Raw genomic sequence first — 13,221 nt, 5'->3', positions numbered from 1 at the left:
AAAGATAGTATCTATTCTTTAGGATATACAATCTGTATACTTATTCATAATAAAAAGCATGCGTAGCATAAAGTGATACAAAGTTGATGAATGAAATATTCAACAACAAAAAAATTTGATATGATAAAAAGACAGAAAAATCAAAAAAATAGGAGAGTGAATGTCTTTTGGGAGACTTGCCTCTGAATCAAATGATGATATTAGTCGTTTTGCTTATGTTATCAGCTTTCTTTTCATCTGCTGAGACAGCCTTTTCAAGCGTAAATAAAATTCGTTTAAAACATTACGCTGAGAAAAAATATCGGGGAAGTAAAAAAGCGCTGCATATTGCTGAACACTTTGAGCAGACGCTATCGACAATTTTAGTAGGAAATATTGTCGTAAACATTGCTGCGTCCTCTTTGGCAGCCAAAATTGCCCTCGATATGTTTAAAGGAAACCTAGCACTTGTGATTAGTATCATCGTTATGACCATCATCATTTTGATTTTTGGTGAAGTCTTGCCAAAATCGTTAGCTAAAGAGCATGCCGAATCTTTTGCGCTGATGATTTCTTCCTTGTTATTTATTATTATTAAATTGTTAACCCCGATTTCCTTCTTATTTTTACAGGTGAAAAAAGGAACTTCTCACTTGTTAGCGTCTGCTCCTACACCAACGATTACAGAAGATGAAATTAAAGTGATGGTAGATTTAAGCGAAGAAGAAGGAACGATTAATAATATTGAAAAAGAGCTAGTTCATCGTTCACTCAATTTTAATGACATTGTGGTGGGGCAAATTTTAAAACCTAGAATAGATGTCACAGCAGTTGACGTAAATGCCGATATTGATTCGGTTTGTCAAATGTTTCTTGAAGAGAGATATTCAAGAGTCCCTGTATACGAAGATCATATTGATAATATTATTGGCATTTTATCAGAAAGAGAATTTTTAACCTGTTTAGTCCAAAGAAAAGAGATTTCTATTCGTGATTTGTTGAGACAACCTATTTTTGTAGTAGAATCCATGAAAATATCTGTTCTATTGCCAGAGCTCCAAAAAAGTAAGGTTCACATGGCAATTGTAGTTGATGAGTTTGGGGGAACGGCCGGTCTTGTGACCTTAGAGGATATATTAGAAGAAATTGTAGGAGAGATTTGGGATGAACATGATGAAGCTGTTAAGTATGTACACCAGATAGGGGAAAAGGAGTACGAATTTAACGCCGACATCCCTATTGATGAATTTTTAACCTATATAGCGGTTAGTTCTCCTGACAGTACGTGCCATACCTTAGGGGGATGGATATATGAGCAGTTTGATCATATTCCTGCTAAAGGAGACTTTTTCTCATATGAAGAGATATTGTTTACCATTAAGGAAGTAGAAAATCGACGTATTCGCAAAGTTTCCGTAAAATCATTTGCGAATAAGAATGAGGAAGCTGATTAAAAGAAACTAGAAAGCGCTCCAAGAAATCTTGGAGCGCTAAAGCCATAATATGAAATTAGTTAATATTAGTACTTGCCGCCTAGGTTTTGCTCAGCTAATTGTACTAAACGTTTTGTGATTTCGCCACCAACAGATCCGTTCGCACGAGCTGTTGCATCTGGTCCTAAGTTTACACCAAACTCACTAGCGATTTCGAACTTCATTTGATCGATAGCAGCTTGAGCACCAGGCGCTACTAACTTGTTTGATGAATTTCTGTTTGATGCGTTTTGATAATTTGCCATGTGTATTCATCTCCTCGTTAGATAAAATAGATTGTAATGGTTGAGTTAGCTGGAGTTGAACCAGCCGAGCAGATGCATCGATTAGATCTGCTTGCCTACCGCGGCGTAACTCAATGCTTGCGAGCTGTTGTGCTCGGTTGTTACTAGTATTATGGCGAAAGGGAAAAAAACATATACATAGAAATTTGTTGGTAATTTATAGAAATTTTTGTGTGGAGTTTGATAAAGAGTAAGAGAGTTTTATTCCGTGCATATTATAGGTACATATTGATCAGGTAAAGTGAGGTGTGCGGATGTCGATTTGTTCCTTATGTAATGGGTTTAGTGATGTACAAATGACGTGCAAAACATGTGGAGGAGTGCTGGGGGATATGGGCAAAGTCAGCGATTATTTTGATGATTACAGTGCTTACATGGAAATCGATCAGTTAAAAATAGAAAATGGGTATCCTAGTGATTTAGCAAATCACCAATGTATTCATCTCTTTTACTGCTCTACTTGTCACAGTGAAGAATTGAAGCAAATACAGGAATAAAAAAAGACCCCTAGGGGTCTTTTTTTATTCCTGTTCAGCACGGATGCGCTGTTCAGATTCTGCATCAAAGAAATGCGCTTTGTTCATATCTAATGCTAAGTCCAGAGACTGAAGCGGTTTAATATCTGTTCTTGAATCTACACGTGCTACAAAATCTTGTCCGCCAAGTTTAGAATAAAGCATGGTTTCAGCTCCCATTAACTCGGATACATCGACTTTGATTGTAACTTTTGTGCCAGGTGAAGATTCAATAAATACAGGCTCATCATGGAAATCTTCAGGGCGGATGCCTAAAATAATTTGTTTGTTTAAATATCCTTGCTCGCGAAGTATTTTCATTTTACCTTCCGGAACTGCAAGAAGAGAATCGCCTACTTGAACCTTCCCGTCTTTTAACGTTCCGGTTAAGAAGTTCATAGCAGGAGAACCAATAAACCCGCCTACAAATACATTTTCAGGTTTTTCATATACTTCTTTTGGTGTACCAACCTGCTGGATAATCCCATCTTTCATAACAACCAGACGAGAAGCCATCGTCATTGCTTCGGTTTGGTCATGTGTTACGTAAATTGTCGTTGTACCCAAACGCTGGTGAAGCTTCGCAATTTCAGAACGCATTTGCACACGTAATTTCGCGTCTAAGTTTGATAAAGGTTCGTCCATTAAGAAGACCTTAGCATCACGAACGATTGCACGACCTAGAGCTACACGCTGACGCTGCCCCCCGGATAATGCTTTTGGCTTTCGCTCTAAGTATTGCTCAAGTCCTAAAATACGAGCGGCATCTTTTACGCGGCGTTCGATTTCATCTTTTGGTAATTTACGAAGTTTTAAGCCGAAAGCCATGTTGTCATATACGCTCATATGCGGATACAATGCGTAGTTTTGGAATACCATTGCAATGTCGCGATCTTTTGGAGCAACGTCATTTACACGCTTGCTGTCAATATAAAAATCACCTTTGGAAATTTCCTCTAAACCTGCAACCATACGAAGAGTTGTCGATTTTCCGCAGCCTGAAGGCCCAACAAATACAATAAATTCTTTATCTTGAATGTGAAGGTTAAAATCTTTTACCGCCGTCACATCTTTATCATACATTTTATAAATATGTTCTAAACGTAATTCAGCCATTTCCATTTCCCCCTTGTATGTACTCTGTGAAATCGTTTTCTTAACTCTAGTGTAATTTTTTTTAATGAAACGGTAAATGGCAAACATGCACAAAAAAAAGAAAGAGTTTTCGTGCACTATTTACGAAAACCCTTTCATTTTATTCTCCATCTTGCAAATTTTTTAAAGCAAGAATGGCTAAGTAAGCAGACACAGCTCCTGTGAAGTGTTTGATATCAAGGTGTGTGCGATCAATAAATTTCTCAATTCTATACTGCAAGCTGTTGCGATGCATGTACAATTTCTTAGCAGCAAGAGATACGTTTAAATTACATTCTAAATAAACTTTAATCGTTTCTAAAAGATCTCCATCATCTTTTACTAAGTCAAGTAAATGTATCATATGATTTTGGATTGCTTCTGAAGACTCTTGCAGAACCAAATGGGGTAAAACGTCGGCAAAATGGATGACGTGGTTTTGTTCGACTGTATGCTTAATTTGATAAAACCATTTCTTTTCACGCTCAAAAATTAATCGCGGTGAAGACGGAAAAAAGTGAATTTGTCCTTCAAAGAACTGAATCGAAGTTTCAAAATCATGACATAGCACCTCGATAGAATCTGATAAATTTTCAGTTAAGTCATTAGGATCATTAAAGGTTTCGATAACGATACCTGATTGTTTATCCATCCACAACACAGTAATCGAGGTAGAATACAAGGCGTGAAGCGCATTTTCAAACTCTATTTTTTGTTCAAACAAACGTTTAATTAAAAACTGGGTGAAGCGAAAAGAATGGTGCTTATGATGAGAGTGAATGACTTTTTCAGGTGCTTCAAATAACAGGTTTGACCAATACAATTGCTCTGGCGTTAGTAAAGAAACTTTCTCATCATAAGGGGTTAAAAAAGCAGAAAGTAACGCCTGCTCTTTTTGAGATAAAGCCGTGTGTTCAATTCCAATGAAGCCTTCATCATATGAAAACCATTTGTAACATTCAAATTGAGAAGGGACTTTAGCCTTAATCATTTTATCCCCAAATAGTGTGTGCAGCTGTTTCATCTGTGCTCGTTCCCTTCGGTGAAAGCTTACTATTCATAAACGTGAAAAAGCATAAGCTCATGAATATAATCAATTAATTGTGTTTCATCTATTTGATTAGAAGGCGCAGTTTTCCATACAATTTGTCCATCTTTTAAATAATCAGCCTCATAATAAACCCGATTCATATAAAACGAGATGTGCCAGCCCGGCATTCGATTATTTTGATACAGCGGTTTAACCTGAAAATGTGAAACCATAAAGAAAATCTCCTTTCTCAATTAGTTATTATAAGCTTACCATGAGAAAAGGAGATGAAAAATCATTTAATCTAAAAATTTTGTTAATTTGTAAAATATGTTGCATATGTGTTTAGCACCTTGCGTTTGAATATCTGTTTCATCAAAAATCATCGGTTTTGCATTCACTTCAAACAGATAATACTGCCCTTGGGCTGACTTTGCCATATCAAGAGAAAATTCTTCAACTAGAGGGAAGGACTTTTGAAGGACTTGCCCGCACGTATTTACAAAGGACGAAAGAAAGGCAGTATCTACTTCATCTTCAAAATCTTGAAAAGGTGAAATGCTGCCGCCGTTTAACGTATGTGTTGTAATGGATTGATAGGGACTATGTCGAATACCGACGCCGCTAATAACATATCCGCTATCTTTGTGATGGGCTAAAATACGTAAGTCATAGCGCCTGTCTTTGAATGGTTGCGTCTCAATCGCTTCTTGAATGAGATAAGCAGACTTGGGAAGGTCAATTGCTTGTAAAGAAGAAAATTCTTCTTTGCGTTTATGATCTTGATAAATAATCGTATGCTTATGGAAAGATAATCGGAAAATTCCAGCACCTTTACTGCTGTTAATAGGCTTAAAGTAAAGGGAAGAGTGTTTTTGCAGAAGCTTAGCAATATCAATTTCTGGTGTTAAACGATAGGTTTTAGGAAGGTGAGAAGATAGCAGTGGATCCTTTGAAAATAATTGATATACTTTCCATTTTGAAAAAAAAGCGGAGTTAAAAAGTGGAATGTGCTTGCCTTTAATTTTTTGATGCAAAGATGTCAACTTCTTGGTTTCTGATTTTCTTCCTGGATAACGATTATATATAACGTTTGGCAGCGGCAAGGTTGTTTTGATCCACTGCTTTTTTTCACCGTCAAAGCAATACCCTTCAAAGAAGTGATGAGACATTGTTTCTTCAGCGAATAAAGCAAGAAGCCCTCCTTTTTCTTGCAGGGTATGATGTAAGAGTTCTAATAAAGGACGCTGTTTTACATTCAGTTTTTCCAAAACAGCCTTGTTCGTTAAAACTCCCACAATAGGACCGACTTTTCCTCCTTTTAAACGAAGAAAAGCTTGAGTAGAAGAAATGTTTTGAGTAAAGGGAAGTTCAATTTCTTGAACTCCCCATGTGTAAGATGCTGAAGGGTTGTGATGAAACCACTGCTGCTTTTCTTTGTGATAGTAAATTGTAATCATATGCTGATGCCTTCAGGTGTATTTAGATAGTATCCAGATAAGTAAATCGCGTATTCTAGAGAAAGTTTTCTAGTTTGTTGATCCGCTTTTCGTAAGGCAGGGTGTGAAAAAATAGAGCGACCGGGCTTAGAGTTAGCTTCAAACAGCCATACGTTTCCTTGATAATCCACTCCAAAATCGAATCCAAGCTCTCCAATTAATCCGTTCAACTCCTGTTCAAGCACATGACTAATTGAGATAGCGGCATCTTTTAGCTTATTTTCAATTTCTTTTTTGTAAGAAGGGTTGGTGAATATTTTAGCTGTAGCTTCAATTTCTCCGCCGTAATCAAGATGCGTAGTGATGCTGTTGGGACCGGCCACTTTAGCAGCTAGAGCAGTAAGCATCCATTGGTTATTCCCGTTTTTATTCGTATGCACGCGAAAGTCTACACAGCGCTTTTCTTTTTTGATTAATGAAATACCCTGCTGAGCAATGTAGGAAGGATTAGTAAGTAAATATTCAAATTCTGATAATAGATCCTCTAAGGTTTCTTTTGCTTGAACATGAAGACCTTTTTCTCCTTTGTAAGTCAGCGTGTACATGGAATCCTTAAAAGATAGGGTATAAATGCCGCGGCCTAAGCTTCCGTTTTTCGGTTTTAAATAAACGGTTTGATGAAGAAGCAGAAGTTTTTTTATTTGCTCACACGAAGGACTTTCAACCGTATAAGGTAACAAATAGGCTGTCTGCTCGTTCAGTTTTAAAAGCTCATGAATTTCCCACTTGTTGAAAAAATCAGGATTAAAAAATGGAATGCCGTAATCAGTCATCATCTTTTCTTTAATGAACTTAAAAGGAGCTAACCCTTCTGTTTTTCGATTTGGCAAACGATTATATACAACGTTAGGAAGCGGGATTTCATGCTGTGTCCAGCCGCTTTCTTCATAAAAATAGCCGTTTATGGTCCCGGTTTCCCAGTTGATATGATGAGTTCCAAAAATAAAAGGCAGGCCCCCTGTTATACTTGCAGTAGAAAGAAGTTTAGCTAAGTGAAGGGAACGCTTTCCAATTGGCCGCAGCAGAGAACCAGTAAAACCAGCGGATAACACACCGATTAAAGGTCCTAAGTGAATGGTTTCATTCACAATAATAGGATGCATCATATGGGCGAAAGGAATTTGAAGTTTTGTCATTAGCTCAGCTGAAATCTGAATTTCTTCACGTTCTGAAGATTGTATAAGGCATGGAGCTGTCATTGTTCCAAAAGCTGCTTGTTTCAAGGAGTCTTTGTAAAGAGATGCAGGAACAGAAAGATCACAGCCTAGCTGCTCTACTACAACAAGGCGAGTAAGAGTTTTTTTCATAGCATTACTCCTTACGATACGATAGTGTGTTAGCTAAATAGACGCAGTAAGACAGGACATTTTTATACATGACTTCTTTTTGTTCAGGTGCTGTTTCCATTACTATTTTTCTTCCCGGTTTCGAATTTAAATCTAAAATCCAGATGCTGAAGTCTCTCGAGATACATAAATCAATACCTAATTCAAAAAGAGAAGGAAAGTGATTTTCCAGCACGGACGGAATCGTTTTACAAATGGTGTTGATTTCATCCATTACATATTGACGATGAACGCGAGGGATGCGAGGCAGCAAGTTTTCAAAAGGTACAATAGATGCTCCTGAACTTACATTTGTTACAATAGAGTCCCGTTCACCTTGTCTAATGCCTCTTCCAATTTCTTTCCAAGCACCATCGTTTCCTTTTTGTAATAGCAGTCTTATATCAAAAGGAGTGCGTTCATAAGGGAAAAATGAAATATGGGGCTGAGCAATATACAGTACATCACGAGTGGTTTTCGTAAACCAGCTCTTAAACTCTTGAAAAGAGGAAAATAGAATGGTGTTTACAATGTCATTTTGTTGATAAGAAGCTTCAATTTCACGTCCGCGTTGTCTTAATTTCACAATCCCTTTACCTTGTGAGCCGTTGGCAGGTTTAATCATTAGGCTATCGTTTGTTCGAAGCAGCTGGACAAGTTGCTCTACACTTTCGATTGGAGTGGTAGGAGGAATATATGAAGATAAATAGCTATCTTTTTTAATTACTTCATAGACATCTAGCTTATTGGGTAATCCATGGCCTAAAAATGTAACATCTTCCCGCTGTTTAAGCCAGTTTACAATAGGGCGAGCCTTTTTAGACAGCGAGTCTTTTCGATAAAAGCAGCGATCGTAAATAAACGAAGGAAGTAAGAAGGAATCTTCTATCCATTTCTCTTGTTGTAAATCATAGCGGAAGCCTTCAATATTTTCGGTGTTAGGATGAATGTTAAAAGGAGTAAAACGGTATATTTCAATCGAAAACTCAGAAGCATGTTTAGCAATTTCGGTCACGTACTCCACTTCTTGCTGTGGGTGAATCGTTAAAAAGCCTAATGAAATCATCATAAATCCTCCTTGGGAAATTGAAAATTCGTTGCATGCAGACAATAATCAAGCAGTGCTTTTGTTGATGGACGGACAGAGAAAGCGCTTGAATCGGATTGTTTGGAAGGTTTGACATTTACTTCAATAATCCAAGGCTTTCCTTCTTGATCAATCGCTAAATCAATACCGAATTCGGCATAAAGTTCAGACGGATGAGAAAGCTGCGTGCAAATTTCAATCGCAATCTCTTTTAAAAGTGAAAGGATATGGCGCGTAGTTTTTGAATCATAGAGCTGAGTTAACACTTGCTGAGGAGGATGAATATCTCCTCCACGGGCAAGATTTGAGACAAAATTGCCGGGTTTTGATACACGTGTGACAATGGACGTGATTTTCCACGTCAAGTCGTCTTTTTTATGACAGAGAATGCGGAAATCAAAAGGGCACTGTTTGTATGTCTGCAGTGAAATTCCTTCTTGGATGAGGAATCCTTGCCTTTTTAATTGACTATAAAGCGTTTCAAATAAGTCATAAAGAGATTCATATTCTTTTTCATACGGCTGCGTAAATGTTGTATAGTCTAAAATATACTTCTCTTTTTTTGAAATTTTAAAAATGTTTTTTCCTTGGCTACCATGAACAGGCTTCAAAAAAACATCGTCATGAAGTTCCAAAGCGTCAAGAAGATCTTGCCGTGAACGAAGCTGATACGTTTTTGGCAAATATGGAAGCAAGTGTACGACATCTTTAAGCTGTTGAAAAACCGTCCATTTATTTAAGTAGCGTGCGTTAAAGAAAGGAACGTCATGTTCTTTTAAAAATGTTTTAAAGGTTTGAAAATCAGCGGTTTGCTCCGTTTTCCTGGCATGAATCCGGTTGTGTACGATTCCCGGAAAGGGAACGTCTGAATAAACCCATCGATCAGCGCGATAAACATATCCTTTAGGGGATAATGACTTCACGTCGCTTAATTTGCTCACATAGCAAAAACACCCTAACTCCTTGCAAGCTTGAACAAATTCCTTACAAAATACAGAAATGGAGCCAAAAAGTTCTTCATCTTCTCGAACTTCTGTTACGATGCTAACTACGGGTCCTAACCTAAACGAGTTCTCTTCATAAATGCCTCTCAGCTGATGTGTTTCATACGGAAAGCGAAAGTCTGTAAATAGAGCTTCTGACATCATGAAACAGCATTCTCGATGCTGAAACACGGTGGCTTCGACTTCTTTCGTGATGGAACCTACTGTTAACGTAAACTCGTGCTTGCACTTCACACGTGAGAACAGAGCAGAACTAATGTAAATGTCGCTGCTCATATGGTTCTCTAGTGGTTTTAGAGAAATGGTAAAAGTATTCATAAACGAATCCTCTTTTTCTTTCCTTTAGTAGGCGAATGCTGATATATACTATGAGGAATTAGCCCAATCTGTGAAGAGAATTTATCGTTTTCGGAGAAAATAAAGGTCTTAAGCTGAATTTTATATAATAATTTGTTATAGTTAGGGAAGTCAAGAAATTATAGAACTTAATTAGGAGGAACTTAACGTGTCTGTAAACTTACATGATGTAGCAAATGATTTAGAAAAAGCAATTCGTCAAAGCGACGATTACACAAACTTAAAAAACTTATATGCAGCAGTAAATGCTGATCAAGGTTCAAAACAATTATTTGAGCGTTTCCGTACAATGCAAATGGAGCTGCAACAAAAGCAAATGATGGGCCAAGAAATCACTGAAGAAGAAGTTCAGCAAGCTCAACAAACAGTTGCAATCGTTCAACAAGATCAAAATATCGCGAAGCTAATGGAAGCTGAGCAACGTATGAGCATGGTAATTGGTGAATTAAACAAAATTATCATGAAGCCACTTGAAGAACTTTACGGTGCGGCTGAATAAGAGATAGAGGAAAGAGGAAAAGAGAAATCTTTTCCTCTTTTTTTATGCGGAAATTCCTTCTAATTGTGCAGTTCTGCTCATAAGCTTAGTAACAAGGCTACACATGCCGACTATCATGAAAAGGTCATTTATAACCGTATCCTAACGGATTAGACATCTATGAAAGAAGGGGTTCTCATATGGCTTATCGATTGCTAGCGTTGAATATTGATGGAACCATTTTAAATAGCCAAGGGCGCGTTACAAAAGAAACGAAAGACGCAATTCAATTCGTTAAAAATAAAGGGGTTTACGTTACGTTAGTAACAAACAGGCATTTTCCGTCTGCTAAAAAAATTGCTCGGTCACTTAAAGTTCATCCAGCAATGCTCATTACTCATAGCGGTGCCTTTATCGGAACATCGATAGACAAACCGATACTAGATAAGAGAATTAGCGAGGAAAAAACATTTAATCTCATTCAGCTTTTTGAAAATTTTAATTGTCATGTCCGCATTTTACATGAAAGGTTTTCAATTGGAAATCGTGTAAAGCTTCCGAATAATATTGTAGCTAAAAGCGTGTTAAAAACGGGAGAACCGCTCTTTTATCCCGTGCAGTTCGTAGATTCATTAGGAGATACGCTTCGTGATGAACCTGTTTCTACGCCAAAAATAGAAGTGTATTTTGCAGATCGTAGAGAAAAAGAATACGCCGAGCAAACAATTGCTAGTGCAGTCCCGGATATTGAATGGTTTTCGTATCCAAATGAAAATAGATGTTATATTACGCCAAAAGGAGCCACAAAAGCTGCCGGCGTTCGTTATGTAGCAAATCGCTTAGGGATACCAATGGAAGACGTAGTAGCAATTGGAAATTGCTATGATGATTTAGAAACGATTGAACATGCGGGAATGGGTGTGGCCATGGGCAATTCACCAACAGAATTAAAAATGCTTGCGGATTGGGTTACTCGTTCTAATAATGAAAATGGTGTAGCCTATATGGTGAAAGAACTATTTAGAAAGCAGCAGCGCCTTGGTTATCTTCATCAAATTGACAGCTTTCGTTTAAAATAAATAAAGGGAAAAGAGGCTAGAACAAAAGCAGTTTAGCCGAAGAAAGATCCGAACGTGAATCGAGATTCTTGATAGAGAATCCAATTCGTTCGGATTTTTTTATTGGAAGAGCGAACGTAGGTTTTATATATGTAGGTGCTTCTAGCTGTTGATTGGAGGGCAAGGCGAAGACTTCTGCGGGAAAAGCGCAAGCGACGAGAAGGCTCATTGGCCGCCTGCGGAAAGCAAAGCCTTGCGCGGAAATCAACAGAGGTGTAAGGAGTGATTCATATGAGCTCATTTATCCCATTTGTTCATCTTTAGATTGAATGAATGTAGTTATGCCTCAATCTCTTTTTCCGTTTGTTTCCTGTCCGCGCATTCCCTTGAGCTGAGCACCTTGACCGGACATACGTAGGTTTTGTAAACTGGTTACTTAGATAGAATTGATTTGAAAGGTGATTATATTGAACATTTATATAAAAGGTATAGAAGATGAGCGTTTTTTACGTCCGCTTCACCGAATTTCAGATTTGTTTTTTGAAGAAAGCAATGTCTCCTTTGAGGATGATAACGAAGCTCAGCTGAAGGTCGAAGTAGAGCTAAAAGTTCATGAAGAAATTTATGCGAAAGCAGTGCTGCATGACGCTGAAACGGACAAGGTGTTTACAGAAGAGCTTTCTAAATCGTTTATGCCGTATGAAACAGAAAAAGAAGAATTTAAGCAAATAAAAAATGTGGTGCTTCGCGTCTACTTATCTGTACTACAGGAGTATACAAGCATTGTTCAAAAATGGGGTATTTTGACCGGTATACGTCCGACGAAGCTGCTTCATATGAAACTGCAGTCAGGCAAAAGTAAAGAACAAGCGCATCGTGAGCTAAAGGAAGAATATTTAATTACCGATGACAAAATTAATTTAATGCAGCATATTGTAGATCGTCAACTAGCAGCTATTCCCGATTTACATGAGTTAAAGAATGAAGTCAGCATTTATATAGGCATTCCGTTTTGTCCGACGAAGTGTGCATACTGTACATTCCCAGCCTATGCGATTAACGGACGTCAAGGATCCGTTACGTCATTTTTAGGCGGCTTGCATTATGAAATGCGTGAAGTAGGAAAATGGCTAAAAGACAATAACGTCAAGATTACAACCGTCTATTATGGTGGAGGCACACCAACGAGCATTACCGCTGAAGAAATGGACATGCTGTATGAAGAGATGTATGAATCGTTCCCGGATGTACAAAATATCCGTGAAATTACGGTAGAAGCAGGAAGACCCGATACGATTACGGAAGAAAAGCTAGCTGTTTTGAACAAATGGAATATTGACCGGATTAGTGTAAATCCGCAGTCTTATATTCAAGAAACCTTAAAAGCTATTGGACGTCATCATACAGTTGAAGAAACTATTGATAAATTTCATCTTTCTCGAAAAATGGGGATGAATAACATTAACATGGACTTAATTATTGGGCTTCCAAATGAAGGTGTAGAAGAATTTCAGCATACGCTAGACGAATCTAAAAAATTGCTTCCTGAATCTTTAACTGTTCATACGCTATCGTTTAAACGCGCGTCTGAAATGACTCAAAATAAACGGAAATACAAAGTGGCAGATCGCTATGAAATTGGTAAAATGATGGATTTAGCAACTGAGTGGACTCAAGAACAAGGGTATGAACCTTATTATTTATATCGCCAAAAAAATATTTTAGGTAATTTAGAGAACGTTGGATATTCATTCCCTGGTCAAGAGAGCCTGTACAATATTATGATCATGGAAGAAAAGCAGACGATTATTGGTCTTGGATGCGGGGCATCTAGTAAGTTCGTGCATCCAGAAACAGGCATTATTACAAGGTTTGCGAATCCAAAAGACCCAAAATCGTATAACGATGGATTCGAGCACTACACACAAGAGAAACTCAAGATTTTAGATGAATTATTTATGAAATAAAAAGGTCACTT

Annotated in this window: 13 protein-coding genes; 5 read left to right on the top strand and 8 right to left on the bottom strand. The window is 37.6% G+C overall.

Annotated elements, in window-relative coordinates; genetic code table 11:
• Window positions 1-167 precede the first annotated feature (167 nt).
• Window positions 168-1,433 carry a hemolysin family protein gene (locus AC1D0Y_RS23095; protein WP_028410262.1) on the top strand — a complete coding sequence of 422 codons (1,266 nt, stop codon included), beginning with the start codon at window positions 168-170 and terminating at the stop codon, window positions 1,431-1,433.
• A gap of 65 nt (window positions 1,434-1,498) precedes the next feature.
• Here the strand turns inward: AC1D0Y_RS23095 and AC1D0Y_RS23090 are convergent, their stop codons facing one another.
• Entirely contained in the window at window positions 1,499-1,717 is a 219-nt protein-coding gene (locus AC1D0Y_RS23090) for an alpha/beta-type small acid-soluble spore protein (RefSeq protein WP_013055290.1), read from the bottom strand.
• Between the two features lie 371 nt (window positions 1,718-2,088).
• Between AC1D0Y_RS23090 and AC1D0Y_RS23085 the strand changes: the two genes are divergently transcribed.
• Window positions 2,089-2,253 carry a hypothetical protein gene (locus AC1D0Y_RS23085; RefSeq protein ID WP_306460673.1) on the top strand — a complete coding sequence of 55 codons (165 nt, stop codon included), beginning with the start codon at window positions 2,089-2,091 and terminating at the stop codon, window positions 2,251-2,253.
• Window positions 2,254-2,277: 24 nt separating this feature from the next.
• On the opposite strand, the gene AC1D0Y_RS23080 is transcribed toward AC1D0Y_RS23085, so the two are convergent.
• The 7 genes from AC1D0Y_RS23080 to AC1D0Y_RS23050 form a co-directional block, all read right to left on the bottom strand.
• Window positions 2,278-3,387: an ABC transporter ATP-binding protein gene (locus AC1D0Y_RS23080; protein WP_016762961.1), complete on the bottom strand. Its 1,110-nt coding sequence runs from the start codon at window positions 3,385-3,387 to the stop codon at window positions 2,278-2,280.
• A gap of 139 nt (window positions 3,388-3,526) precedes the next feature.
• A complete protein-coding gene (locus AC1D0Y_RS23075) occupies window positions 3,527-4,429 on the bottom strand; it encodes a PucR family transcriptional regulator (protein ID WP_334035497.1) in 903 nt (300 codons plus the stop codon).
• A 29-nt stretch (window positions 4,430-4,458) separates the two neighbouring features.
• On the bottom strand, window positions 4,459-4,668 hold the full coding sequence (locus tag AC1D0Y_RS23070; protein WP_013081659.1) for a YheE family protein: 210 nt from the start codon (window positions 4,666-4,668) through the stop codon (window positions 4,459-4,461).
• A gap of 66 nt (window positions 4,669-4,734) precedes the next feature.
• Window positions 4,735-5,895: a YheC/YheD family endospore coat-associated protein gene (locus AC1D0Y_RS23065; protein WP_272801754.1), complete on the bottom strand. Its 1,161-nt coding sequence runs from the start codon at window positions 5,893-5,895 to the stop codon at window positions 4,735-4,737.
• Entirely contained in the window at window positions 5,892-7,241 is a 1,350-nt protein-coding gene (locus AC1D0Y_RS23060; protein WP_217599416.1) for a YheC/YheD family endospore coat-associated protein, read from the bottom strand. Before AC1D0Y_RS23060 ends, AC1D0Y_RS23065 begins: the two co-directional genes overlap by 4 nt.
• A gap of 4 nt (window positions 7,242-7,245) precedes the next feature.
• Window positions 7,246-8,328: a YheC/YheD family endospore coat-associated protein gene (locus AC1D0Y_RS23055; RefSeq protein ID WP_225049873.1), complete on the bottom strand. Its 1,083-nt coding sequence runs from the start codon at window positions 8,326-8,328 to the stop codon at window positions 7,246-7,248.
• Window positions 8,325-9,668, bottom strand: a complete 1,344-nt coding sequence (locus AC1D0Y_RS23050; protein ID WP_060745399.1) for a YheC/YheD family endospore coat-associated protein — start codon at window positions 9,666-9,668, stop codon at window positions 8,325-8,327. Before AC1D0Y_RS23050 ends, AC1D0Y_RS23055 begins: the two co-directional genes overlap by 4 nt.
• A gap of 187 nt (window positions 9,669-9,855) precedes the next feature.
• Between AC1D0Y_RS23050 and AC1D0Y_RS23045 the strand changes: the two genes are divergently transcribed.
• The 3 genes from AC1D0Y_RS23045 (at window position 9,856) to AC1D0Y_RS23035 (ending at window position 13,210) form a co-directional block, all read left to right on the top strand.
• Entirely contained in the window at window positions 9,856-10,206 is a 351-nt protein-coding gene (locus tag AC1D0Y_RS23045) for a YlbF/YmcA family competence regulator (RefSeq protein WP_013055299.1), read from the top strand.
• A 179-nt stretch (window positions 10,207-10,385) separates the two neighbouring features.
• On the top strand, window positions 10,386-11,264 hold the full coding sequence (locus AC1D0Y_RS23040) for a Cof-type HAD-IIB family hydrolase (protein ID WP_013055300.1): 879 nt from the start codon (window positions 10,386-10,388) through the stop codon (window positions 11,262-11,264).
• A 446-nt stretch (window positions 11,265-11,710) separates the two neighbouring features.
• Window positions 11,711-13,210 (top strand): coproporphyrinogen III oxidase, encoded by a 1,500-nt coding sequence (locus AC1D0Y_RS23035; RefSeq protein WP_028410269.1) that lies wholly within the window; start codon window positions 11,711-11,713, stop codon window positions 13,208-13,210.
• Window positions 13,211-13,221: the final 11 nt, after the last annotated feature.

This window comes from Priestia sp. P1_B12_1 (genome assembly GCF_056406695.1).
This window is presented reverse-complemented; position numbering and strand designations above follow the sequence as displayed.

Bases quoted from the DNA above. Each gene is read 5' to 3' on its own strand.
- AC1D0Y_RS23090 (WP_013055290.1), bottom strand. From the start codon at position 1,717: ATGGCAAATTATCAAAACGCATCAAACAGAAATTCATCAAACAAGTTA.
- AC1D0Y_RS23085 (WP_306460673.1), top strand. From the start codon at position 2,089: ATGGGCAAAGTCAGCGATTATTTTGATGATTACAGTGCTTACATGGAA.
- AC1D0Y_RS23080 (WP_016762961.1), bottom strand. From the start codon at position 3,387: ATGGCTGAATTACGTTTAGAACATATTTATAAAATGTATGATAAAGAT.
- AC1D0Y_RS23075 (WP_334035497.1), bottom strand. From the start codon at position 4,429: ATGAAACAGCTGCACACACTATTTGGGGATAAAATGATTAAGGCTAAA.
- AC1D0Y_RS23070 (WP_013081659.1), bottom strand. From the start codon at position 4,668: ATGGTTTCACATTTTCAGGTTAAACCGCTGTATCAAAATAATCGAATG.
- AC1D0Y_RS23065 (WP_272801754.1), bottom strand. From the start codon at position 5,895: ATGATTACAATTTACTATCACAAAGAAAAGCAGCAGTGGTTTCATCAC.
- AC1D0Y_RS23060 (WP_217599416.1), bottom strand. From the start codon at position 7,241: ATGAAAAAAACTCTTACTCGCCTTGTTGTAGTAGAGCAGCTAGGCTGT.
- AC1D0Y_RS23055 (WP_225049873.1), bottom strand. From the start codon at position 8,328: ATGATGATTTCATTAGGCTTTTTAACGATTCACCCACAGCAAGAAGTG.
- AC1D0Y_RS23050 (WP_060745399.1), bottom strand. From the start codon at position 9,668: ATGAATACTTTTACCATTTCTCTAAAACCACTAGAGAACCATATGAGC.
- AC1D0Y_RS23040 (WP_013055300.1), top strand. From the start codon at position 10,386: ATGGCTTATCGATTGCTAGCGTTGAATATTGATGGAACCATTTTAAAT.